Origin of the sequence: Rhizobium hidalgonense (assembly GCF_005862185.2) — a bacterium.
In the GTDB taxonomy this organism is placed as follows: Bacteria; Pseudomonadota; Alphaproteobacteria; order Rhizobiales; family Rhizobiaceae; genus Rhizobium; species Rhizobium hidalgonense.
In genome coordinates this window covers 2,392,544-2,413,272 of record NZ_CP054027.1, presented here as the reverse complement: position 1 = coordinate 2,413,272, position 20,729 = coordinate 2,392,544, and the positions used below count along the sequence as shown (strand labels likewise).

Here is a 20,729-nt window from a genome sequence, read left to right as displayed (position 1 = left end):
TTATCTCTCCACCAGTGCCATCTTGGCATTGAACCAATTCATGAACAGCGACGTGAGAATGCTCAAGCTGAGATAGACGATACCCCAGATGCACACGATCTCGATCGCTTGACCGCTCTGATTGAGGATTGTGCCGCCGACGGCAACGAGATCCGAGAAACCGATCGCGATGGCGAGTGAGGAGTTCTTGGTCAGGTTCAGGTATTGGCTCGTCAGCGGCGGAATGATGATGCGCAGCGCCTGCGGCACCACGACGAGTCTCGTCACACCAGACGGATGCAGCCCCAGCGCACCGGCTGCCTCGGATTGCCCCTTCGGAACGCCGCGAATGCCGCCACGAACGATCTCGGCGATGAACGAGGCGGTATAGAAGGACAGGGCGAGAAACAGCGATATAAATTCGGGGCCGACGACGGAGCCGCCCGTCAGGTTGAACTTTCCGGCGATCGGAACGTCGAAAGTGAGTGGAAAGCCGGAAACAACGAAGACCAGCAGCGGCAAGCCGACGATCAGCCCGATCGATGCCCATACCGTGTGGAACGGCTGGCCGGTTGCGGCCTGGCGCTTGTGGGCCCAGCGCGCCATGACGATGGTGGCGACGATCGCAACTAGCAGGGCGATGCCGACTGCTATCATGCCTGTCTCGAAGATCGGCTTCGGGAAGGCCAGTCCTCTGTTGTTGAGGAACATGCTGAACGGCAGCGCCAGCGATTCGCGAGGCTGCGGCAGGACGGAGAGAACCCCGAGATACCAAAAGAAGATGACGAGCAGCGGCGGTATGTTGCGGAAGATTTCGACATAGACCGTGCAGAGCTTGGCAATCAGCCAGTTGTGCGACAGCCGGCCTATCCCGATCAGGAAGCCGATGATGGTCGCCGTGACGATACCGCTCACCGCCACCAGCAAGGTATTCAGAATGCCAACGAGAAGGGCGCGTGCATACGTCGAGTCGCTTGAATAGCCGATCAGCGACTGGCCGATTTCGAAACCGGCGCGACCGCTCAGAAAGCCGAAACCCGATGCCGTATTGCTGCGGGCAAGGTTCACGGCCGTGTTGTGGGCCACCCACCACACAAACGCCACGAGAACGACGATCGTTAGAACCTGGAAAAATATGCTCCGGTATTTCGGGTCGTACATTGCCGACCGGAAACTCCAGCCGGTGTCATGCAAAGGTGTTCTATCCACAGCCCCATGCGTCATGCCGCGCCAATCCCCTTGTGCCCGTTTTCGGGCTTTCTTTTTGCTTTTGACGATGGGAGGGCGGCTTGGCCGCCTTCCCGGATTTCATGCCGAAGTTCTACTAACGAACCGGCGGTGCGTATTGGATGCCGCCCTTGTTCCAGAGAGCATTCAGGCCGCGTGCGATCTTGAGCGGGCTTCCCTGGCCGATATTGCGCTCGAAGATTTCACCATAATTGCCGACGCCCTTGATGACGTTGGCCGCCCAATCATTGGTCAGGCCCAGATCGGTACCGATCTTGGTGTCGGCCTCGCTGCCGAGGAAGCGCTTGATATCGGGGTTCGGCGAGTTCTTCATCTCGTCGACATTTGCCTGGGTGATGCCGAACTCTTCGGCATTGATCAGCGCATAAGCCGTCCAGGAAACGATATCGAACCACTGATCATCACCCTGACGGACGGCCGGCCCAAGCGGCTCCTTGGAAATGATCTCAGGAAGGATGACGTGTTCGTCCGGATTTTTCAGCGTCAGACGCAACGAATAAAGACCGGATTGGTCGGTCGTGTAAACGTCGCAACGACCGGCGTCATAAGCCGCGTTGACCTCAGGAAGATTTTCGAAGACGACCGGATTGTACTGCAGATTGTTCGTCTTGAAATAATCGGCGAGGTTCAGTTCCGTGGTCGTGCCCGACTGCACGCAGATTGCGGCGCCGGAGAGTTCGAGAGCCGACTTCACGTTCAGGCTCTTGCGCACCATGAAGCCCTGGCCGTCATAATAGGTGACGGGACGGAAGTTGAAGCCGAGTGCGGTGTCGCGATTAATCGTCCAGGTCGTGTTGCGCGAGAGGACATCGATTTCACCGGACTGCAGAGCGGTAAAGCGTTCCTTCGCATTTGTCGGCGTGTACTTGACCTTGGTGGGGTCGCCGAACACGGCCGAAGCGACGGCCTTGCAGAAGTCGACGTCGAAGCCGGCCCAATTGCCGGAAGCGTCAGGTGCGGCAAAGCCGGTAAGGCCGGTGTTGACGCCGCACTGAACGAAACCCTTCGCCTTGACGTCTCCGAGAGTGGTGGCCGAGGCGGCCGAAGCGCCAAGTGCCAAAACTGCTGCGCCGAGAGCGGCGGACAGAAGCGTGTTCTTCATTTTTTTCCCAACCTTTTCCGTTGTCTTATCTTTTCTTGTGGGAGGCCCGGCGGAAAAACCTGCCGCTCCCATGTGTCTCGACACCCTCCCGGCGCGAGTGAGTCTATCACAGTCGCAAATGTCACTATGGTCAAGTGTCGCCATCAATAATTGCGGCAAAATTCAGAATTTTGGTCGATTGCGCCGCATTCGAAGGCGGCTGACTATGAAATAGGCGTCCGATTGCGGAAAAATAACGCGAAAATCCAAATTTTGTCGTCCGAGAGCGTCGCCTGCAATCCATCGTCAAGGGGTTGACCGGAAACGACGCGGCGTCCAAAAGTCTGGTTTTGCGACCCCTCGCCAAAGGCTATTCCCGACATGAAAGACAAAGACAGCGTGCTGCAGAACGCGGGGATCAATACCCGGCTGACCCATATCGGCAACGACCCTTTCGACTATCATGGCTTCGTCAATCCGCCGGTCGTGCATGCCTCGACGGTGCTGTTTCCGAATGCGCGCACGATGGAGACGCGCTCGCAGAAATACACCTATGGAACGCGCGGCACTCCAACGACCGATGCGCTCTGCGAGGCGATCGATGCACTCGAAGGCTCGGCGGGCACGATCCTGGTGCCCTCGGGTCTTGCGGCCGTCACCATTCCGTTCCTGGGTTTCGTCGCCGCCGGCGACCATGCGCTGGTCGTTGATTCGGTCTATGGCCCGACCCGCCATTTCTGCGATACGATGCTGAAGCGCCTCGGCGTCGAGGTGGAATATTACGACCCGGCGATCGGCGCCGGCATCGAGACATTGTTCCGCCCGAACACCAAGCTCGTCCACACCGAGGCTCCCGGCTCCAACACTTTCGAGATGCAGGATATCCCGGCGATCTCGGCAGTGGCGCATCGCCATGGCGCCGTCGTCATGATGGACAATACCTGGGCGACGCCGCTCTATTTCAAGCCGCTCGATCACGGCGTCGACATTTCCATCCACGCGGCGACGAAATACCCGTCTGGCCATTCCGATATCCTGCTCGGAACGGTGTCGGCCAACGCCGAGCACTGGGATCGGCTGAAGGAGGCGAATGGCGTGCTCGGCATCTGCGGCGCACCCGATGACGCCTATCAGATCCTGCGCGGTTTGCGCACCATGGGCCTGCGCCTCGAGCGGCATTATGAAAGCGCGCTCGCAATCGCAGAATGGCTGGAGAGCAGGGAGGACGTCGCCCGCGTGCTGCATCCGGCCCTGCCGAGTTTCCCTTCTCACCATCTCTGGAAGCGCGATTTCAAGGGCGCCAGCGGCATCTTTTCCTTCGTGCTCGCCGCCGATGGCCCGGAAAAATCCAGGGCAAAGGCGCATGCCTTCCTCGATGCGCTCAGGATTTTCGGCCTCGGCTATTCCTGGGGCGGCTTTGAAAGCCTCGCCCTGCACGCCTACCTCAATGATCGCAAGGTCGCCAAGGCTCCGACCGATGGTGCGGTGATCCGCCTGCAGATCGGCATCGAGGATGTGGTTGACTTGAAAGCCGATATCGAACGGGGTTTTGCCGCCGCAAGCGCCGTCTGACACGCTATGCTTTATGGCAGACGCAGAGCCCGGTAGCCGTAGATCCAGTCGAGGTCCGTCGCCAGGCTTTGCGGCGGCTTGAGGCCGAGCACGAGATCGCGGCCGATGCGGATCGGTCCTTTCGCATGATAGGCAAACCGGTTGAAGGCGCCGCGCTGGCGAAGTTTTGCGATGCGTGGGGCTCGATGGCTTTCAAAGAGCTTAAGGGCTTCCGCCGCCGGGCGATCGGAAAGAAACGCAGCAAGTTCGTAGCCGTCTTCGATCGCCATGGCCGCTCCCTGTGCGGCAAAGGGCATCATCGCATGCGCGGCATCGCCGATCAGAACCGTCTTGCGGCCGTCCTGCCATGTGCCTGATGTCGTTTCGAACAGCGGCCAGAAGCGCAGCTTCTGGTGTCTTTCGAGCAGCGAGACGATCGTGGAATTCCAGCCGGAAAGACGCGCGAACAACTGCGCGCGCTGCTCGGCCGTCGCCTCGCTTTGCCAGGCCTGCGGCGCGATATTGCCGGCGGTGATCGCCACCATGTTGAAGCTGGCGATCTCCCTCAAAGGGTAGCAGACAAGATGCGCCGACCCGCCGAGGAAAGCGCAAACGCTTGCCCGGTCGAGGAAATCAGGCGCTTCGGTTTGGGCAATGGTGAAGCGGTAGGCGATATTGCCGGAAAACCGCGGCGAGGGGCTGCGCGGAACGAATTGCCGCAGCTTCGACCAGACGCCGTCGGCGCCGATGACGACATCGGCGTCCCGTCCAATAGCCGGCAGGTTCGATTCCATCCGGATGCCAAGGTGAAGCCGGCAGAGTGGATCGGCCTCGACCGCAGCCAACAGGGCTTTCTGCAATGTGCTGCGATGCAGGACGCCATAGGGAGCGCCCCAGCGCTGCCGCGCGAATGTGCCTGCAGGCACGGCCGTCAGCTGGCGAAGCGAACTGCCCGAGATCAACCGGATCGTCTCCGGCTCGAGCCAGACCTTTGACAGCCCTTCAAGGATACCGAGTTCGGCAAGGATGCGCGAGGCGTTGGGCGAAACCTGCAAGCCGGCGCCGATGTAGGTGAGTTCGCCCGCCTGCTCGAAGATGTCGGAGCTGATGCCGCGGCGCGAAAGCGAAAGCGCTGCGGTCAGTCCGGATATTCCGGCGCCGATGATGGCGGCATGTTCGACCGGCATTGTCCGTCCGATCCGAAATCTGGACGGGTTAGGCCGCCTTCACATGGAAAACGCAGCCGGCCGGGTTGGTCTGGCTGGGCTTGAGCGCGGAATTGAAGCGATAGAGCGTCGAGCAGTAGGAGCAGACCTTCTCGTTGTCGTCGCCCATGTCGATGAAGATATGCGGATGGTCGAACGGGGCCGACGCGCCGGTGCACATGAATTCCTTGACGCCGACTTCGATAACCCGGTGACCGCCGTCGTTCTGGAAGTGGGGAATGTTGTGGCCGGCCATGTCGCTCTCCGAATGCTTGAAATCTGCGCGGACCTTATAAGCGTTCGCCGCAAATGTGTAGAGCCAAAGCGCCGCGGTGGGCACTGTTTTTAGGCACAGTTTTAGCCACAGTTTTTGGCTTCACGACGAATGGCGGCTCGATTATGGTCGCGCCAAAAGGAAGACCCGATGAACCTGAACACGCCCGCATTTTCAAGCTTCACGCATGACGGATTGCAGCTCGCCTTCTTCGACGAGGGCGATCCGGCCGGCGTGCCCGTCCTGCTGATCCACGGTTTTGCCTCGACTGCAAACGTCAACTGGGTGCATCCGGGCTGGCTGAAGACGCTGGGGGATGCCGGCTATAGGGTGATCGCCATCGACAATCGCGGCCACGGCGCCAGCGATAAGCCGCACGACGCCGAAGCCTATCGTCCCTGGGTGATGGCCGGCGATGCGATCGCTCTTCTGGACCACCTCGGCATCCCGGAAGCCAATCTGATGGGCTATTCGATGGGCGCGCGCATTTCGGTCTTTGCCGCCCTTGCCAATCCGCATCGCGTCCGCTCGCTGGTGCTCGGCGGCCTCGGTATCGGCATGACCGACGGTGTCGGCGACTGGGATCCGATCGCCGATGCGCTGCTTGCTCCCTCGCTGGAGGACGTCACGCATGACCGCGGCCGCATGTTCCGCGCCTTTGCCGAGCAGACGAAAAGCGACCGCATCGCCCTTGCCCAATGTATCCGCGGCTCGCGCGATCTCGTGCCCCGCGCGGATATGGGAAAGCTCGACATGCCGGCGCTGATCGGCGTCGGCACCAAGGATGACATCGCCGGCTCGCCGCAGGAGCTGGCGGCGCTGATGCCCGATGCCCAAGCGCTCGATATTCCAGGCCGCGATCATATGCTCGCCGTCGGCGACAGGGTTTTCAAGCAGGCCGTGCTGGCCTTCTACGCGAAAGTCGCCGGCAGGTGACATCATCGTGATGCCGAAAACCCATGCTAAAAAACCATGGCGACGGCACCCATTTATGTTATTGGCGTTTTCCACTATATATTGGCATTCCGCAAACGGCATTCCTGTTGGCAACGAGGAGAGCGGCGATGGTCGCCAAGACTGATATTCGTGCTTTTGAGACAGGCCATCCGCTGAAGGTGATGGATCCCATTTGGGACAGCCTGCGCGAGGAAGCCCGGCTCGCCGCCGAACGGGACCCGGTTCTCGCCGCCTTCCTCTACTCGACGGTGATCAACTACCATTCGCTCGAGGAATGCGTCATTCACCGCATCTGCGAACGTCTCGATCACCCTGATATGCAAGCGAACCTGCTTCGCCAGACCTTCGAGGAAATGCTGCTCGATTGGCCGGAATGGAGCTCCATTCTGCGCGTCGATATCCAGGCCATCTACGATCGCGATCCCGCCTGCCTGCGTTTCATGGAAGCCGTGCTCTATTTCAAGGGCTTCCATGCGCTGCAGACGCACCGTCTCGCCCATTGGCTGCTGAACCGCGGACGGCGAGATTTCGCGCTTTATCTGCAGAGCCGCTCCTCCAGCGTCTTCCAGACCGATATCAATCCGGCCGCCCGTATCGGCAAAGGCATCTTCCTCGATCACGCCACCGGCCTCGTCGTCGGCGAGACGGCGGTGATCGGCGATAATGTCTCGATCCTGCACAACGTCACGCTCGGCGGCACCGGTAAAGAGGGCGCCGACCGCCATCCGAAGATCGGCAGCGGTGTCATGATCGGCGCCGGCGCAAAAATCCTCGGCAATATCGAGATCGGCTTCTGCTCCCGCATCGCCGCCGGCTCCGTCGTCTTGAAGGCGGTGCCGCCGAAAAAGACGGTCGCCGGCGTGCCGGCCAAGGTCGTCGGCGAAGCCGGTTGTTCCGAGCCGTCGCGCAACATGGACCAGGTGATCGGCGCCGATATCTGATCGGCTGCCGGAAAAAGGATCGGGAACAGTCGGCGGACCTCAGCCGGGGACGGAAATTGCCAAGTGGCAACCTTGCCTTTACACCGCTGCTTTTCCTGTGCAAGAAGCGGCCAATCAAGACCGTTTACGGAGATGACAGAGTGAAGCCAGAAGAAATCAAGAAGCTCGACGCCTATTTCAAACGCATGCTCAACCCGCAGATCGTCGTCAAGGCGCGTCCGCGCAAGAATGACTCTGCGGAAGTCTATATCGGCGAAGAATTTCTGGGCGTCGTCTATATCGATGACGAGGACGGCGACCGCTCCTACAACTTTTCGATGGCGATCCTCGACGTCGATCTCTGACGCGTTCGAAGCTTTCAAAGGGACCGAACGGCGCGATCCGTTCGGTCTTTTTTCGTTTTCTGGGCCTGGGATCAAAATTTTTTTGAAGCTTCCGGTTGTGCTGATCTGATATATATTAGCAAAATCAGTTAAAGACGTACGTGCCCCGGCGCGCATCCTTTGTTATATTGTTGTCATGCAACTGCAAGGTGTTTTGCGGCGCACAAGACTACTTGACTATTTGTGCGTTGCGGTTACCCTGCCGCCATCCCACAGCCCAACGGAGGACGGTCATGTTCAACTTCGACGATGCAAACAGGAAGAGCAAGGAAGCCGTCGACACGGCGCTGAGAACCTATTCCGATACGACCAGGGGCTTCCAGGCGATCGCCGCCGAAGCCGCTGACTATTCGAAGAAATCCTTTCAGGACGCAGTGACGCATTTCGAAACGCTGGCCGGCGTCAAGAGCTTCGAGGCCGCTTTCGAACTTCAGACCAATTACGTCAAGTCCTATTTCGAAGGCCTCGTCTCCGAGACGACGAAACTCAGCGAGATGTATGCCGATCTCGCCAAATCCGCTTACAAGCCTTACGAAGCGCCGATCGCCACTGCCGTCGCCAAGACCACCAGGCAGGCGCCGCCGGCCACCCCCGCCGCTGCATGAATTGATTGCGACGGCGCAACCTGCGCTACATATTGAAATTTAAAGACCGGCTACGCATCTGTGGCCGGTCTTTTTTGTTTCCACTTCGCTGCTGCACCTGCGTGGGATCGGCCGGGGACTTTTTTGGTCTTTCCCGTGCATGCCGGCCATTTCTTGATTGCAGTGACTGACAGGGGGCTTAAAATCGGCCTATTATGAACTAAGTTAGTGTTTCAGATATTCGGCGGGAAAAAGCACCCTCCCATGCTCCGCCGGATTGCTTGAGGAATGAATGACAATGATCGCAAAGCCGATCCGGATGCAGAACGACAGCGATAGGAACGGGGAGAACGGAAATCGAACCTCGGTCATCACACGCACCAAGCCGAAGACCAAGAAGCCCAATCTCTACCGCGTGCTGCTTTTGAATGACGACTACACGCCGATGGAATTCGTCATCCATATTCTGGAGCGTTTTTTTCAAAAGGATCGTGAAAGTGCCACCCGCATCATGCTCCATGTCCATAACCACGGCGTCGGCGAATGCGGAATATTCACATACGAGGTGGCGGAAACGAAGGTCAGCCAGGTGATGGATTTCGCCCGGCAGCACCAGCATCCGCTGCAATGCGTCATGGAAAAGAAGTGAGGATCTGAACGTGCCAACATTTTCGCCTAGTTTAGAGAAGGCGCTCCATCAGGCACTGACCTTTGCCAACGAGCGGCATCACGAATATGCGACGCTCGAGCATCTGCTGCTCGCCCTGATCGACGATGCCGATGCGGCCGCGGTCATGGGCGCCTGCAATGTCGATCTCGACGCGCTGCGTAAGACGCTCGTCGAATATGTCGATAACGAACTCTCCAATCTGATCACCGGCTATGACGAGGATTCGAAGCCGACCTCCGGCTTCCAGCGTGTCATCCAGCGCGCCGTCATCCACGTGCAATCGTCCGGCCGCGAGGAAGTGACCGGCGCCAACGTGCTCGTCGCGATCTTCGCCGAGCGCGAAAGCCATGCCGCCTATTTCCTGCAAGAGCAGGAGATGACCCGCTACGACGCCGTCAACTATATCTCCCATGGCATCGGCAAGCGCCCGGGTGCTTCGGAAACTCGCCCCCCGCGCGGCGCCGAGGAGGAAGCCGAGAGCAGCAAGCCGACGGCGCGCGGCGGCGAGGAAGAGGGCGGCCCCAAGAAGCAGCAGGATGCGCTCAAGGCCTATTGCGTCAATCTCAATGAGAAGGCGAAGGGCGGCAAGATCGACCCGCTGATCGGCCGTCACGCCGAGGTGAGCCGCACCATCCAGATCCTGTGCCGCCGTTCGAAGAACAACCCGCTCTACGTCGGTGATCCCGGTGTCGGCAAGACGGCGATCGCCGAAGGTCTGGCCAAGCGCATCGTCGAAGGCAAGGTTCCCGAAGCGCTCGCCGATGCGACGATCTTCTCGCTCGACATGGGGACGCTGCTCGCCGGCACGCGCTACCGCGGCGATTTCGAGGAGCGCCTGAAGCAGGTCGTCAAGGAACTGGAAGAATATCCGGGCGCCGTGCTGTTCATCGACGAAATCCATACGGTGATCGGCGCTGGCGCCACTTCCGGCGGCGCGATGGATGCATCGAACCTCTTGAAGCCGGCCCTGTCGTCGGGCGCGATCCGTTGCATCGGTTCGACCACCTACAAGGAATACCGCCAGTTCTTCGAAAAGGACCGGGCGCTGGTCCGTCGTTTCCAGAAGATCGACGTCAGCGAGCCGTCGATCAATGATGCGATCGAGATCATGAAGGGCCTGAAGCCTTATTTCGAAGAGTATCACCATCTGCGGTATTCGAACGATGCCATCAAGTCGGCCGTCGAACTCTCGGCCCGCTACATCTCCGACCGTAAGCTGCCGGATAAGGCGATCGACGTGATCGACGAGACCGGTGCCGCCCAGATGCTGCTGCCGCCGTCGAAGCGCCGCAAGCTGATCACCGAAAAGGAGATCGAGGCGACGGTCGCCACGATGGCGCGCATTCCGCCGAAGACCGTCTCCAAGGATGACGAAGCGGTGCTTGCCAATCTCGAGCAGGAACTGCGTTCGGTCGTCTACGGCCAGGATATCGCCATTGAAGCCCTGTCGACCTCGATCAAGCTGGCGCGCGCCGGCTTGCGCGAGCCGAACAAGCCGATCGGCGCCTATGTCTTCTCCGGTCCGACCGGCGTCGGCAAGACCGAGGTGGCAAAGCAGCTGGCATCGTCACTCGGCGTCGAACTGCTGCGCTTCGACATGTCGGAATATATGGAGCGGCACACGGTGTCGCGCCTGCTCGGTGCACCTCCCGGCTATGTCGGTTTCGACCAGGGCGGTCTTCTCACCGATGGCGTCGACCAGCACCCGCATTGCGTGGTCCTGCTCGACGAAATCGAGAAGGCGCATCCCGACATCTATAATATCCTGCTGCAGGTCATGGACCATGGCACCCTGACCGATCATAACGGCAAGAAGATCGACTTCCGCAACGTCATCCTGATCATGACGACGAATGCGGGCGCCTCCGAAATGGCCAAAGCGGCGATCGGCTTCGGCTCGTCCAAGCGCACCGGCGAAGACGAGGAGGCACTGACCCGCCTGTTCACGCCGGAGTTCCGCAACCGTCTCGACGCGATCATTCCTTTCGCGGCACTGCCGACGGCTGTCATTCACAAGGTCGTGCAGAAGTTCATCATGCAGCTGGAGGCCCAGCTTTCCGAAAGGAACGTCACCTTCGACCTGCATGAGGATGCGATCGCCTGGCTGTCGGAAAAGGGTTACGACGAAAAGATGGGCGCTCGCCCGCTTGCCCGGGTCATCCAGGACACGATCAAGAAGCCGCTGGCCAACGAAATCCTCTTCGGCAAGCTGAAGAAGGGCGGCGTCGTCAACGTCACCGTCGGCCCCAAGGAAGACGGCAAGCCCGGCATCGTGCTGGAGGCCATTCCGGATACGGCGCCGATCAAGCCGAAGCCGGAAGCCGAGGTCGTCCATCCCGAAGCCGATGAAGATGGCGATGGCGAGCTGAAGACCAAGGCAGCGCCCAAGACCCGCGCCAAGACAGTCCCCCAGGCCGAGCCTGAAGTCCGCGACGCCCCGAAGAAGGGCAGGACGGTTCCGAAGGTTCCGCGCAAGAAGTGAACTTTCGTCACAGAATGAAAAAGGCCGCGTCACCCGCGGCCTTTTTGGTTTTCGCGTCCTTGTTAGACGGTAATGACCTTACGCCAGTGCCGCCCTGATCTTTTCGGCATGGGCGGCAAGCACGGCGCCATCCTCCATCTTGTCGGAATGCGGCTTGAGTGCTGTGCCCTCGTGGCGCGGGATGACGTGGAAATGCAGATGAAAGACCGTTTGCCCGGCCGCCGGTTCGTTGAACTGGGCGATGAACACGCCGTCAGCATCGAAGACGTCCTTGACCGCATTGGCGACCTTTTGAACGACGGTAATCGCATGGGTGAGGGTGGCTGGATCGGCATCGAGGATGTTGCGAGAAGGCGCCTTTGGAAGGACCAGCACATGGCCCGGCGCCTGCGGCATCACATCCATGAAGGCGACCGTATGCTGGTCCTCATAGATGCGGTGTGAAGGAATTTCGCCGCGCAGGATCTTGGCGAAGATGTTGTTGTCGTCATAGGCGCTGGTCATCGCAAAATCTCCTCATTTCCTGTTGATCGGGTAACGCGCCCGGCAAGGCGGCGTCAATCCTCCTGCTGGCGCTCGCCCTTGCGGAACGGGCTGTGCTCGGAGAGCACCTCGCTCATCTGTTCGACATCGGCGCGCTCGCGGGCGAGATAATCGCCGATCGCCCGGCGAAGGCCGGCATGGGCGACATAATGGGCCGAATGCGTCGTCACCGGCAGGTAGCCGCGGGCGAGCTTGTGTTCGCCCTGGGCACCGGCCTCGACCCGTTTTAGCCCTTTCGAAAGCGCGAAATCGATCGCCTGGTGATAGCAGACCTCGAAATGCAGGAAGGGATGATCCTCGACGCAACCCCAGTGACGGCCGTAGAGCGTATCTCCGCCGATGAAGTTGATCGCGCCGGCGATATAGCGCCCGTCGCGCTTGGCCATGACCAACAGGATGTCGTCGGCCATGCGCTCGCCGATCAACGAATAGAATTTGCGGGTGAGATAGGGCCGGCCCCATTTGCGCCCGCCGGTATCCATATAGAATTTGAAAAACTGGTCCCAGATGCGTTCCGTCAGGTCACGGCCGGTCAGCCAGTCGATGCCGATGCCGTTTTCGAGGGCGGCGCGGCGTTCCTTGCGCAGCGCCTTGCGTTTGCGCGAGGCAAGCGTTTCGAGAAACTCCTCGTGATTGGCGTAGCCGTCATTGATAAAATGGAACTGCTGGTCGGTGCGGTGCAGATAATCATCCATCTCGAAGACGCCGATCTCCTCATCAGGCACGAAGGTGACATGCGCCGAGGAGATGCCGAGCCGGCGCACCACCTCCTTGAGGCTTTCGGCCATCGCGCTCTGGATCGGCAGCCGCTGCAGTCCCTCGGCAACAAGAAGACGCGGGCCCGTCGCAGGCGTGAACGGAATGGAGCATTGAAGCTTGGGATAATAACGCCCGCCGGCCCGCTCGAAAGCGTCGGCCCAGCCATGGTCGAAGACATATTCGCCCTGGCTGTGGTTCTTGAGATAGCCGGGCAGGGCACCGATCAGTTCGCCGCGATCGGTCTCGAGCAGCAGATGGTGGCCGAGCCAGCCGGTCTCGGCGCTAGCCGAGCCCGATTCCTCCAGTGATGATAAAAATGCGTGCGAAACGAAGGGATTGTAGGCAAGCGTGTTGCCACTCTTCGACGCCCCGGAAAGCCTGGACCAGCTCTCCGGGGAAATCGCGGTGAAGGACCGTTCTATGCGAATGGATAGTTCGTCAGTCATGCTGCAGATGCGAAGCCTGTGGGAGGATGGTCTCGGCTCTGTTTCAGTCTGCCCATCATATTGGCCAAAAAGCGAGCGTCAAACCGCACGCGGATCGAAACCTTCGAAGGTCATCTGGTCTGCGTTGGCGAAGGTCCGTCGGCGCGCCTCTTCGTCGCGCACCGTCCAGGTGATGACGGGGATGCCCTTTTCGCGTTCGCCGGTGATGAAGGCGTTCGGCAGCTCGTCATAATAATAGGAGATGAAATCGAGACCGATATCCATCGCATCCGCATGCGCCGCAAACTCTTCTGGCGTGTTGCCGTTGGCGGTCAGTCCGAGTGGGTAGGGGGCCTCAAGTGCCTTCAGATCGCGCAGCAGCCAATGGTCGAAGCTCATCAGCGCCACTTTGCCCTCATAGCCCTCGAGCACCTCGAGAACGGCTTCGGCAAAACCCTCGTCGTCGGCCTCACGGCCCTTGAGCTCCAGCACTAGAGGCACCTTGCCCTGAACGAGATCGAGAAGTTGGCGCAGTGTCGGCACCTTGTCGCTCGTGCCGCCGATGGCGATCAGTCCGAGCTCACGGGAGGTGCGCTCGCGGATGTCGCCGGTGAGATTGCAGAGCCGCTGCAGGTCCTCGTCGTGAAAGACGACCGGCACGCCGTCGGAGGCGTAATGTAGGTCGCATTCGATCGCAAAGCCGGCTTCGACGGCACGCGAAAAGGCCGAGAGCGTGTTTTCCCAGACGCGTTTATTGAGGTCGTGATAGCCGCGATGGGCGACCGGCACGTCCCGGATCCAGGCCGCATTGGTCATTCGGCGATTTCCATGATAGCATCGATTTCGACGGCGGCGTTCAGCGGCAGGGCGGCCATGCCGACGGCGGCACGCGCATGTTTGCCGGCCTCGCCGAGCACGCCGGCAATCAGGTTCGAAGCGCCATTGATGACGAGATGCTGCTCGACGAAGTCGGGCGCCGAGGCGACGAAGCCGTTCAGCTTGATGACGCGCCGGATGCGGCCGAGATCGCCGCCAAGTGCCGCCTTCGCCTGGGCAAGGATGTTGATGGCGCAGAGTTCGGCGCCGCGCTGGCCGCTCGCAACGTCGACGGTCTTGCCGAGATGTCCGGAGACGGCGATCTTGCCGCTGTCGAGCGGCAACTGCCCGGAGATGTAGAGAAGATTGCCGCTGATGACATAGGGAACGTAATTTGCAGCGGGGGCTGCGGCTTCGGGCAGGGTTATCCCCATCTCAGTCAGGCGCTTTGCAATTTCATCGGACATTTTCGTCTCCGCTTTTGTTGTCAATTCTTCAAAAATTATGCATCAAGACTAGAATCTTTAATATGACAGGTTCGAGCCTCGATTTGGCCGAAAGCGTTCTTATAACATCGCGACCGAGTCCAACAGGAGTTAATGAATGTTCCGATCAGGTCTTGTCGCTCTGCTTCTCGCCAGCGTTTCCGCCAATGCATGGGCGGCCGCGCCTGCGGTAAGCGCTGCGATCGCGACCGGCCTCGTCGCACATCGCGCCGTCTACGATCTGGAACTGAAGGACGCCTCGGACCGCTCCGGCATTGCCGGCATGTATGGACGCATGGTCTATGAGTTCGACGGCAATTATTGCCAGGGCTTCACTACCAACTTCCGTTTCGTGACGCAGATCGACACTGGCGACAGCGTCCGCGTCAGCGACCAGCAGACGAAGACCTTCGAGAACCTCAAGGACGGCAAGTTCACATTCGACACAAAATCCTTCACCGACGAACAGCTCGACAAGGAGGTCAACGGTGCGGCTCAGGATCAGCCGGATGGCGTCAAGGTCGATCTCAAGCAGCCGTCGAGCCGCGAACTGCAGCTTGCCGAAAGCCGTTTTCCTACCGAACATATGCTCGACGTGATCCAGAACGCCAAGGATGGCAAGCGCTTCTTCGAAGCCCGCGTCTTCGACGGCTCCGATGACGGCGACAAATCGCTGGTAACGACGACGATCGTCGGCAAGCAGCAGACGCCGGTGGCCGAGGAGGCAGATGCCGGCAATGCCGGCGCTTTCTCCAAGACGGCCTTCTGGCCGGTGACGATCGCCTATTTCAACGAGAATGCAAAATCGGATGCCTTGCCGGTCTACCGCATGTCGTTCAAACTCTATGAGAACGGCATCACCCGCGACCTGACGATGGATTACGGCGATTTCGTCCTGACCGGCAAGCTCGCCAAGTTGGAGCTGCTCGATCGCAACGCCGAGGTTTGCAAGTAGGCACGGAATCGCGCCTGTCTTCAAACTCTCTCATCAGATTCACCGTGGTCGGCGATCGCCGCCGTCTCCTATGTCCTCGTGTAGACAATTGCAGTGCAAGCCCTTGGGAGCTGCCACCGGCAATGCCGACGGTTCCATATCGCTTGACGCCGATCGAGGCCGATGCGTCCGTTTCGACACCGTCTCGTCCAGTGCCGGGCGAATGAGCGGGGATTTTTCGGCATAAGCCTTGCTTTTGCGCCAAATCGAATGTATGGGCACCACCATTCCACACGTAAGGCATGGGATTGTCCGGGAGAAATCCGGATCGTTCCGCCCGGTGGCATCCTCGAATAGGATGCTGTTCGCCTTGCGGAGGTTCAACCGGAAAAGGATACAAAGGCATGGCATTGCCCGATTTCTCTATGCGCCAGCTTCTCGAAGCAGGCGTCCACTTCGGCCACCAGACGCACCGCTGGAACCCGAAGATGAAGCCGTACATCTTCGGCGACCGTAACAACATCCACATCATCGACCTGGCCCAGACCGTTCCGATGCTGTCGCGCGCCCTGCAGGTCGTCAGCGACACCGTTGCCCGCGGCGGCCGCGTTCTGTTCGTCGGCACCAAGCGCCAGGCGTCGGAGATTATCGCCGACAGCGCCAAGCGTTCGGCCCAGTACTACGTCAACTCGCGCTGGCTCGGCGGCATGATGACGAACTGGAAGACGATCTCCAACTCGATCCAGCGCCTGCGCAAGCTCGACGAGATCCTCAACGGCGAAGCCCAGGGCTTCACCAAGAAGGAACGCCTGAACCTCGAGCGCGAGCGTGAAAAGCTCGACAAGGCTCTCGGCGGTATCCGTGACATGGGCGGCACCCCGGACCTGATGTTCATCATCGACACCAACAAGGAAAAGATCGCGATCGACGAAGCCAAGCGCCTCGGCATCCCGGTCGTCGCCATCATCGATTCGAACTGCGATCCGGACCTGATCGACTATCCGATCCCGGGCAACGACGACGCATCGCGCGCCATCGCTCTCTACTGCGAGCTGATCTCCCGCGCCGCCATCGATGGCATCGCGCGTCAGCAGAGCTCTTCCGGCCGCGATCTCGGCGCGTCCTCCGAAGTTCCGGTCGAACCGGCTCTCGAGGAAGCAGCCGAAGGCTGATGAAAGCCGGCGGATCGAAAGTTCCGCCAAAGCTTGCATGACTGGGAAAGGCCGCTCGCGACTCATCGAAGTTCGGCGGCCTTGCCTGTTTCAGGGCGAGGGCATCAGGCTCTTCGCCGATTAAGTTTCGTTATGACGCGTCTTCATCACGCTGTCATACATACAGGTACATTTCGTGCCTCAATCCGGTGCCGCGCCGCGCTTTGCGGCCCACCGTTTGAACCGACAAGAGGAAGCTAATGAGCGAGATTACGGCTGCAATGGTGAAGGAACTGCGCGAAAAGACCGGCGCAGGCATGATGGACTGCAAGAAGGCTCTTGCTGAAACCGGCGGCGACATGGAAGCGGCAATCGACTGGCTGCGCGCCAAGGGCATCGCCAAGGCCGACAAGAAGTCGGGCCGCACCGCTGCCGAAGGCCTCATCGGCGTTTCGAGCCAGGGCACCAAGGCCGTTGTCGTCGAAGTCAACTCCGAAACCGACTTCGTCGCCCGTAACGATGCCTTCCAGGATCTCGTCCGCGGTATCGCCAAGGTTGCTGTCTCCACAAACGGCAGCGTCGACGCCGTGGCGGCTGCGACCTACCCGGCCTCCGGCAAGTCGGTTTCCGACACGATCAAGGACGCGATCGCAACGATCGGCGAGAACATGAACCTGCGCCGTTCGGTCGCTCTCTCCGTCGAGGACGGCGTCGTCGCCACCTATATCCACAATGCTGTTTCCGACGGCCTCGGCAAGCTCGGCGTTCTCGTCGCGCTGAAGTCGACCGGCGACAAGGAAGCTCTGAACGCAATCGGCCGCCAGGTCGCCATGCATATCGCTGCGACCGCACCGCTGGCGATCCGCCCTGAGGAAGTCGATGCCGCCGTCGCCGAGCGCGAGCGCAACGTCTTCATCGAGCAGTCGCGCGCTTCCGGCAAGCCTGACAACATCATCGAGAAGATGGTCGACGGCCGCATGCGCAAGTTCTTCGAGGAAGTTGCCCTTCTCTCGCAGGCTTTCGTCATCAATCCGGACCTGACTGTCGCAGCCGCCGTCAAGGAAGCTGAAAAGGCCGTCGGCGCGCCGATCGAAGTCGCCGGCATGGCCCGCCTTCTGCTCGGCGAAGGCGTCGAGAAGGAAGAGACCGATTTCGCAGCCGAAGTTGCGGCTGCCGTCAAGGGTTGATCTTCCAGCCATAATTGGGAAAACAAGAGGGGCATCGCGTGACAACGCGGTGCCCTTCGTGTATCGGGCATTCACGGCAATTTACGAGGAGCCAAGATGTCTTTAGAGCCTGTCTATAAACGCGTTCTACTCAAGGCTTCCGGCGAAGCGCTCATGGGTAGCCAGGGTTTCGGGATCGATGTTGCGGTGGCGGACCGCATTGCATCCGATATCGCCGAGGCAAGGCATATGGGCGTGGAAGTCGGCGTCGTCGTCGGTGGCGGCAATATTTTTCGCGGTGTCGCGGTCGCGTCCAAGGGCGGTGACCGGGTCACCGGCGACCACATGGGCATGCTCGGCACCATTATCAATGCGCTGGCGCTGGCGACCTCGCTGCGCAAGCTGAACATCGATACGGTAGTGCTTTCGGCCATCTCGATGCCCGAGATCTGCGAGAGCTTTTCGCAGCGCGCGACCCTCTATCACCTGTCGATGGGGCGTGTGGTGATCTTTGCCGGCGGCACCGGCAACCCCTTCTTCACCACCGATTCGGCCGCAGCGCTGCGCGCCGCCGAAATGGGTGCGCAAGCGATCTTCAAGGGCACGCAGGTAGACGGTATCTACACCGCCGACCCGAAAAAATATCCCGATGCGACCCGTCTCGATCGCCTGACGCACCAGGAAGTGCTGGACAGAGGGCTTGCGGTAATGGACGTTGCCGCCGTGGCGCTCGCCCGGGAGAATTCCATTCCGATCATCGTCTTCTCGATCCACGAGAAAGGCGGTTTTGCTGAAATCCTGACGGGCGGCGGCCTCAAGACCATCGTCTCCGACAACTGATATAGACTGCGCCGCTTTATCGGGCGCAGCCATCGCGACGCGCTTTATACGGGAGCATCGACATGAGTGAAGGTATCGACATCAAGGAACTGAAGCGCCGCATGGACGGCGCAGTTTCCGCATTCAAAAGCGACATCGCATCGCTGCGCACCGGCCGTGCTTCGGCCAACATCCTCGATCCGGTCACGGTCGAGGCCTATGGTTCGCGTATGCCGTTGAACCAGGTCGCCAACATCACTGTGCCCGAGCCGCGTATGCTGGCAGTTTCCGTCTGGGACAAGTCGATGGTCAGCGCCGTCGAGCGCGGCATCCGCGAATCCAATCTCGGCCTCAACCCGATTGTCGATGGCCAGAACCTGCGTATTCCGCTGCCGGAGCTGAACGAGGAACGCCGCAAGTCGCTCGTCAAAGTGGCGCATGATTATGCCGAAAAGAGCAAGGTCGCGATTCGCCACGTTCGCCGCGACGGCATGGACGGCCTTAAGAAAGCCGAAAAGGATGGCGTAATCGGCCAGGACGAGGGCAGGGCGCAGTCGGAACGTGTACAGAAGATGACGGACGAGACGATTTCCGAAATCGACCGCTTGCTTGGCGAGAAGGAAAAGGAAATCATGCAGGTCTAGTGGATCTGTGCCTTTGCCTGGAAAGACCGGACGGGAAATGTCGGAATCTGTATTTGTGACTGTGCCAGAGCATGTTGCCATCATCATGGACGGCAATGGCCGTTGGGCCAAGCAGCGCGGCCTGCCGCGCACAATGGGCCATCGCAAGGGCGTCGAGGCGGTCCGCGAGACAGTGCGCGCCGCCGGCGCGGCCGGCATAAAATATCTGACCCTCTTTGCCTTCTCCTCGGAGAACTGGCGCCGGCCGGAGGCCGAGGTCTCCGATCTGCTTGGTCTGCTCAAGGCTTTTATCCGGCGTGACCTTGCCGAGCTTCATCGCCAGAATGTGCGGATCAAAGTGATCGGCGACCGCCACAGCCTGCGCAGCGACATCCTCGGCCTGCTGCTCGAGGCGGAGGAAACGACCAAGGACAACACGGCGCTGACGCTGGTCATCGCCTTCAACTACGGCTCGCGCGACGAGATCTCCCGGGCTGTGGCGAGCTTGGCGAGGGACGTCGAGGCCGGCCGCCTGAGGGCGCAGGATATCACGCCATCGCTGATCAACGCCCGTCTCGATACGGCCGGCATTCCCGATCCAGACCTCATCATCCGCACCAGCGGTGAGGAGCGGCTTTCAAACTTCCTCCTCTGGCAGGCTGCCTATTCGGAATTCATCTTCATTCCGGAATATTGGCCGGATTTCAGCCCCGAAATCTTCCGCCAGGCGCTCGAGAAATTCGCCTCCCGCGACCGGCGCTTCGGCGGCCTGTCGTCGCAGGCAGCCGCGGTCGGCACCTGATGCAGCAGGAATTGAAGCTCCGCATCGTTTCAGGACTTATTCTTGCGGTCATCGTTCTTGCCGCCACCTGGTATGGTGGTTTTGCCTTCCGCATCTTGGCGGCCGTGATCGGCCTGCTGATCTATTATGAATGGTCGACAATTACCGGCGTCGCGCGTGATTGGGTCGCCAATGCCGTCGGCTGGATCGGTCAGGCGGCGGTGGCCTTCCTCGTGCTTGTCGGCAATTTTGAATTCGCCGCCGGCATGCTGGTCGGCGTCACCGCCGTCGGCATAGCGCTGATCATCCTGCACGGCACCAGCCGCTGGTTGCCGGTGGGCCTGTTTTATGCCGGTGCCACCGGCTTGGCGCTTGCCGCGATCAGAAGCGATGACCGGCCCGGCCTCTATGCCATGCTCTTCGTCTTTGCCGTCGTCTGGGCAACCGACATCCTTGCTTATTTCGTCGGCAGGGCGCTTGGCGGACCGAAGCTTGCGCCTTCGATCTCGCCGGGAAAGACATGGTCGGGCGCAATCGGCGGTGCCGTTTCGGCGGTTGCAGCCGGCGTCGTTCTCGTCCACTTTCTCATTCCTGGCGCGGAAATCATCGCTGCCGTTGCGGCACTCGTTCTCTCGGTTTGCAGCCAGTCGGGAGACCTGTTCGAATCGTTCATCAAGCGGAAATTCGGCGTCAAGGATTCAAGCCGTCTCATTCCAGGTCACGGCGGCGTCATGGATCGTGTCGACGGACTGATTTTCGCCTGTTTTTCGGCGTTCTTGCTTGCTGGACTATTTTCCCTGATAAGGGGGACTGCGATGACGTCGCTCGGCGCGGCTCTGTTCGGCCTTTGATGACGCGGCAGCCTGACGGAA

Annotated in this window: 22 protein-coding genes; 14 read left to right on the top strand and 8 right to left on the bottom strand. The window is 60.1% G+C overall.

All coding sequences use genetic code 11. From position 1 onward, the window contains the following. Complete coding sequence (locus FFM81_RS11530; RefSeq protein ID WP_003573408.1) at positions 1-1,203, bottom strand: amino acid ABC transporter permease; 1,203 nt, start codon at positions 1,201-1,203, stop codon at positions 1-3. A gap of 100 nt (positions 1,204-1,303) precedes the next feature. Further along, positions 1,304-2,329 (bottom strand): amino acid ABC transporter substrate-binding protein, encoded by a 1,026-nt coding sequence (locus tag FFM81_RS11525; RefSeq protein ID WP_003573407.1) that lies wholly within the window; start codon positions 2,327-2,329, stop codon positions 1,304-1,306. A gap of 360 nt (positions 2,330-2,689) precedes the next feature. Between FFM81_RS11525 and FFM81_RS11520 the strand changes: the two genes are divergently transcribed. Then, on the top strand, positions 2,690-3,880 hold the full coding sequence (locus FFM81_RS11520; protein ID WP_025416096.1) for a cystathionine beta-lyase: 1,191 nt from the start codon (positions 2,690-2,692) through the stop codon (positions 3,878-3,880). An 11-nt stretch (positions 3,881-3,891) separates the two neighbouring features. Here FFM81_RS11520 and FFM81_RS11515 read toward each other — a convergent pair whose 3' ends face one another. Together FFM81_RS11515 and FFM81_RS11510 are read right to left on the bottom strand one after the other, a co-directional pair. Then, complete coding sequence (locus FFM81_RS11515) at positions 3,892-5,046, bottom strand: FAD-dependent monooxygenase (protein ID WP_138384337.1); 1,155 nt, start codon at positions 5,044-5,046, stop codon at positions 3,892-3,894. A gap of 28 nt (positions 5,047-5,074) precedes the next feature. Continuing rightward, positions 5,075-5,320: a zinc-finger domain-containing protein gene (locus FFM81_RS11510; protein ID WP_003539274.1), complete on the bottom strand. Its 246-nt coding sequence runs from the start codon at positions 5,318-5,320 to the stop codon at positions 5,075-5,077. Between the two features lie 168 nt (positions 5,321-5,488). On the opposite strand from FFM81_RS11510, the gene FFM81_RS11505 reads away from it, so the two are divergent. The 6 genes from FFM81_RS11505 (at position 5,489) to clpA (ending at position 11,355) form a co-directional block, all read left to right on the top strand. Continuing rightward, the gene (locus FFM81_RS11505; protein WP_025416098.1) at positions 5,489-6,274 is read left to right on the top strand and encodes an alpha/beta fold hydrolase; all 786 of its coding nucleotides are present in this window, start codon (positions 5,489-5,491) and stop codon (positions 6,272-6,274) included. A 128-nt stretch (positions 6,275-6,402) separates the two neighbouring features. Next, positions 6,403-7,236 carry a serine O-acetyltransferase gene (cysE, locus tag FFM81_RS11500; protein ID WP_003573400.1) on the top strand — a complete coding sequence of 278 codons (834 nt, stop codon included), beginning with the start codon at positions 6,403-6,405 and terminating at the stop codon, positions 7,234-7,236. 140 nt (positions 7,237-7,376) lie between these two features. Continuing rightward, positions 7,377-7,580, top strand: coding sequence for a DUF3126 family protein (locus FFM81_RS11495; RefSeq protein WP_025416099.1), 204 nt, complete (start codon positions 7,377-7,379; stop codon positions 7,578-7,580). Positions 7,581-7,852: 272 nt separating this feature from the next. Next, positions 7,853-8,224 carry a phasin family protein gene (locus FFM81_RS11490; RefSeq protein ID WP_003573396.1) on the top strand — a complete coding sequence of 124 codons (372 nt, stop codon included), beginning with the start codon at positions 7,853-7,855 and terminating at the stop codon, positions 8,222-8,224. A gap of 277 nt (positions 8,225-8,501) precedes the next feature. After that, a complete protein-coding gene (gene clpS, locus FFM81_RS11485; protein WP_003586692.1) occupies positions 8,502-8,852 on the top strand; it encodes an ATP-dependent Clp protease adapter ClpS in 351 nt (116 codons plus the stop codon). Between the two features lie 10 nt (positions 8,853-8,862). After that, on the top strand, positions 8,863-11,355 hold the full coding sequence (clpA, locus tag FFM81_RS11480) for an ATP-dependent Clp protease ATP-binding subunit ClpA (RefSeq protein WP_138384336.1): 2,493 nt from the start codon (positions 8,863-8,865) through the stop codon (positions 11,353-11,355). Positions 11,356-11,433: 78 nt separating this feature from the next. On the opposite strand, the gene FFM81_RS11475 is transcribed toward clpA, so the two are convergent. From FFM81_RS11475 to FFM81_RS11460, 4 genes are all read right to left on the bottom strand, one after another. Beyond that, positions 11,434-11,859 (bottom strand): HIT family protein, encoded by a 426-nt coding sequence (locus FFM81_RS11475; protein WP_138384335.1) that lies wholly within the window; start codon positions 11,857-11,859, stop codon positions 11,434-11,436. A gap of 53 nt (positions 11,860-11,912) precedes the next feature. Next, positions 11,913-13,103, bottom strand: coding sequence for a GNAT family N-acetyltransferase (locus FFM81_RS11470; protein ID WP_138384334.1), 1,191 nt, complete (start codon positions 13,101-13,103; stop codon positions 11,913-11,915). Between the two features lie 78 nt (positions 13,104-13,181). Next, positions 13,182-13,898, bottom strand: a complete 717-nt coding sequence (locus tag FFM81_RS11465) for a glycerophosphodiester phosphodiesterase (protein WP_138384333.1) — start codon at positions 13,896-13,898, stop codon at positions 13,182-13,184. After that, positions 13,895-14,365, bottom strand: a complete 471-nt coding sequence (locus FFM81_RS11460; RefSeq protein WP_003573385.1) for a RidA family protein — start codon at positions 14,363-14,365, stop codon at positions 13,895-13,897. Before FFM81_RS11460 ends, FFM81_RS11465 begins: the two co-directional genes overlap by 4 nt. 136 nt (positions 14,366-14,501) lie before the next feature. On the opposite strand from FFM81_RS11460, the gene FFM81_RS11455 reads away from it, so the two are divergent. From FFM81_RS11455 to FFM81_RS11425, 7 genes are all read left to right on the top strand, one after another. Next, the gene (locus tag FFM81_RS11455) at positions 14,502-15,338 is read left to right on the top strand and encodes a cell envelope integrity EipB family protein (protein WP_003573384.1); all 837 of its coding nucleotides are present in this window, start codon (positions 14,502-14,504) and stop codon (positions 15,336-15,338) included. 383 nt (positions 15,339-15,721) lie between these two features. Continuing rightward, positions 15,722-16,489 carry a 30S ribosomal protein S2 gene (gene rpsB, locus FFM81_RS11450; protein WP_003573382.1) on the top strand — a complete coding sequence of 256 codons (768 nt, stop codon included), beginning with the start codon at positions 15,722-15,724 and terminating at the stop codon, positions 16,487-16,489. A 239-nt stretch (positions 16,490-16,728) separates the two neighbouring features. Further along, a complete protein-coding gene (gene tsf, locus FFM81_RS11445; protein ID WP_003573380.1) occupies positions 16,729-17,655 on the top strand; it encodes a translation elongation factor Ts in 927 nt (308 codons plus the stop codon). 96 nt (positions 17,656-17,751) lie between these two features. Further along, the gene (pyrH, locus tag FFM81_RS11440; RefSeq protein ID WP_003573378.1) at positions 17,752-18,474 is read left to right on the top strand and encodes a UMP kinase; all 723 of its coding nucleotides are present in this window, start codon (positions 17,752-17,754) and stop codon (positions 18,472-18,474) included. Between the two features lie 62 nt (positions 18,475-18,536). Beyond that, positions 18,537-19,097, top strand: a complete 561-nt coding sequence (frr, locus tag FFM81_RS11435) for a ribosome recycling factor (protein ID WP_003573377.1) — start codon at positions 18,537-18,539, stop codon at positions 19,095-19,097. Between the two features lie 37 nt (positions 19,098-19,134). Continuing rightward, positions 19,135-19,878: an isoprenyl transferase gene (locus FFM81_RS11430; RefSeq protein WP_003573375.1), complete on the top strand. Its 744-nt coding sequence runs from the start codon at positions 19,135-19,137 to the stop codon at positions 19,876-19,878. Next, positions 19,878-20,708 carry a phosphatidate cytidylyltransferase gene (locus tag FFM81_RS11425; RefSeq protein WP_097533588.1) on the top strand — a complete coding sequence of 277 codons (831 nt, stop codon included), beginning with the start codon at positions 19,878-19,880 and terminating at the stop codon, positions 20,706-20,708. Before FFM81_RS11430 ends, FFM81_RS11425 begins: the two co-directional genes overlap by 1 nt. Positions 20,709-20,729: the final 21 nt, after the last annotated feature.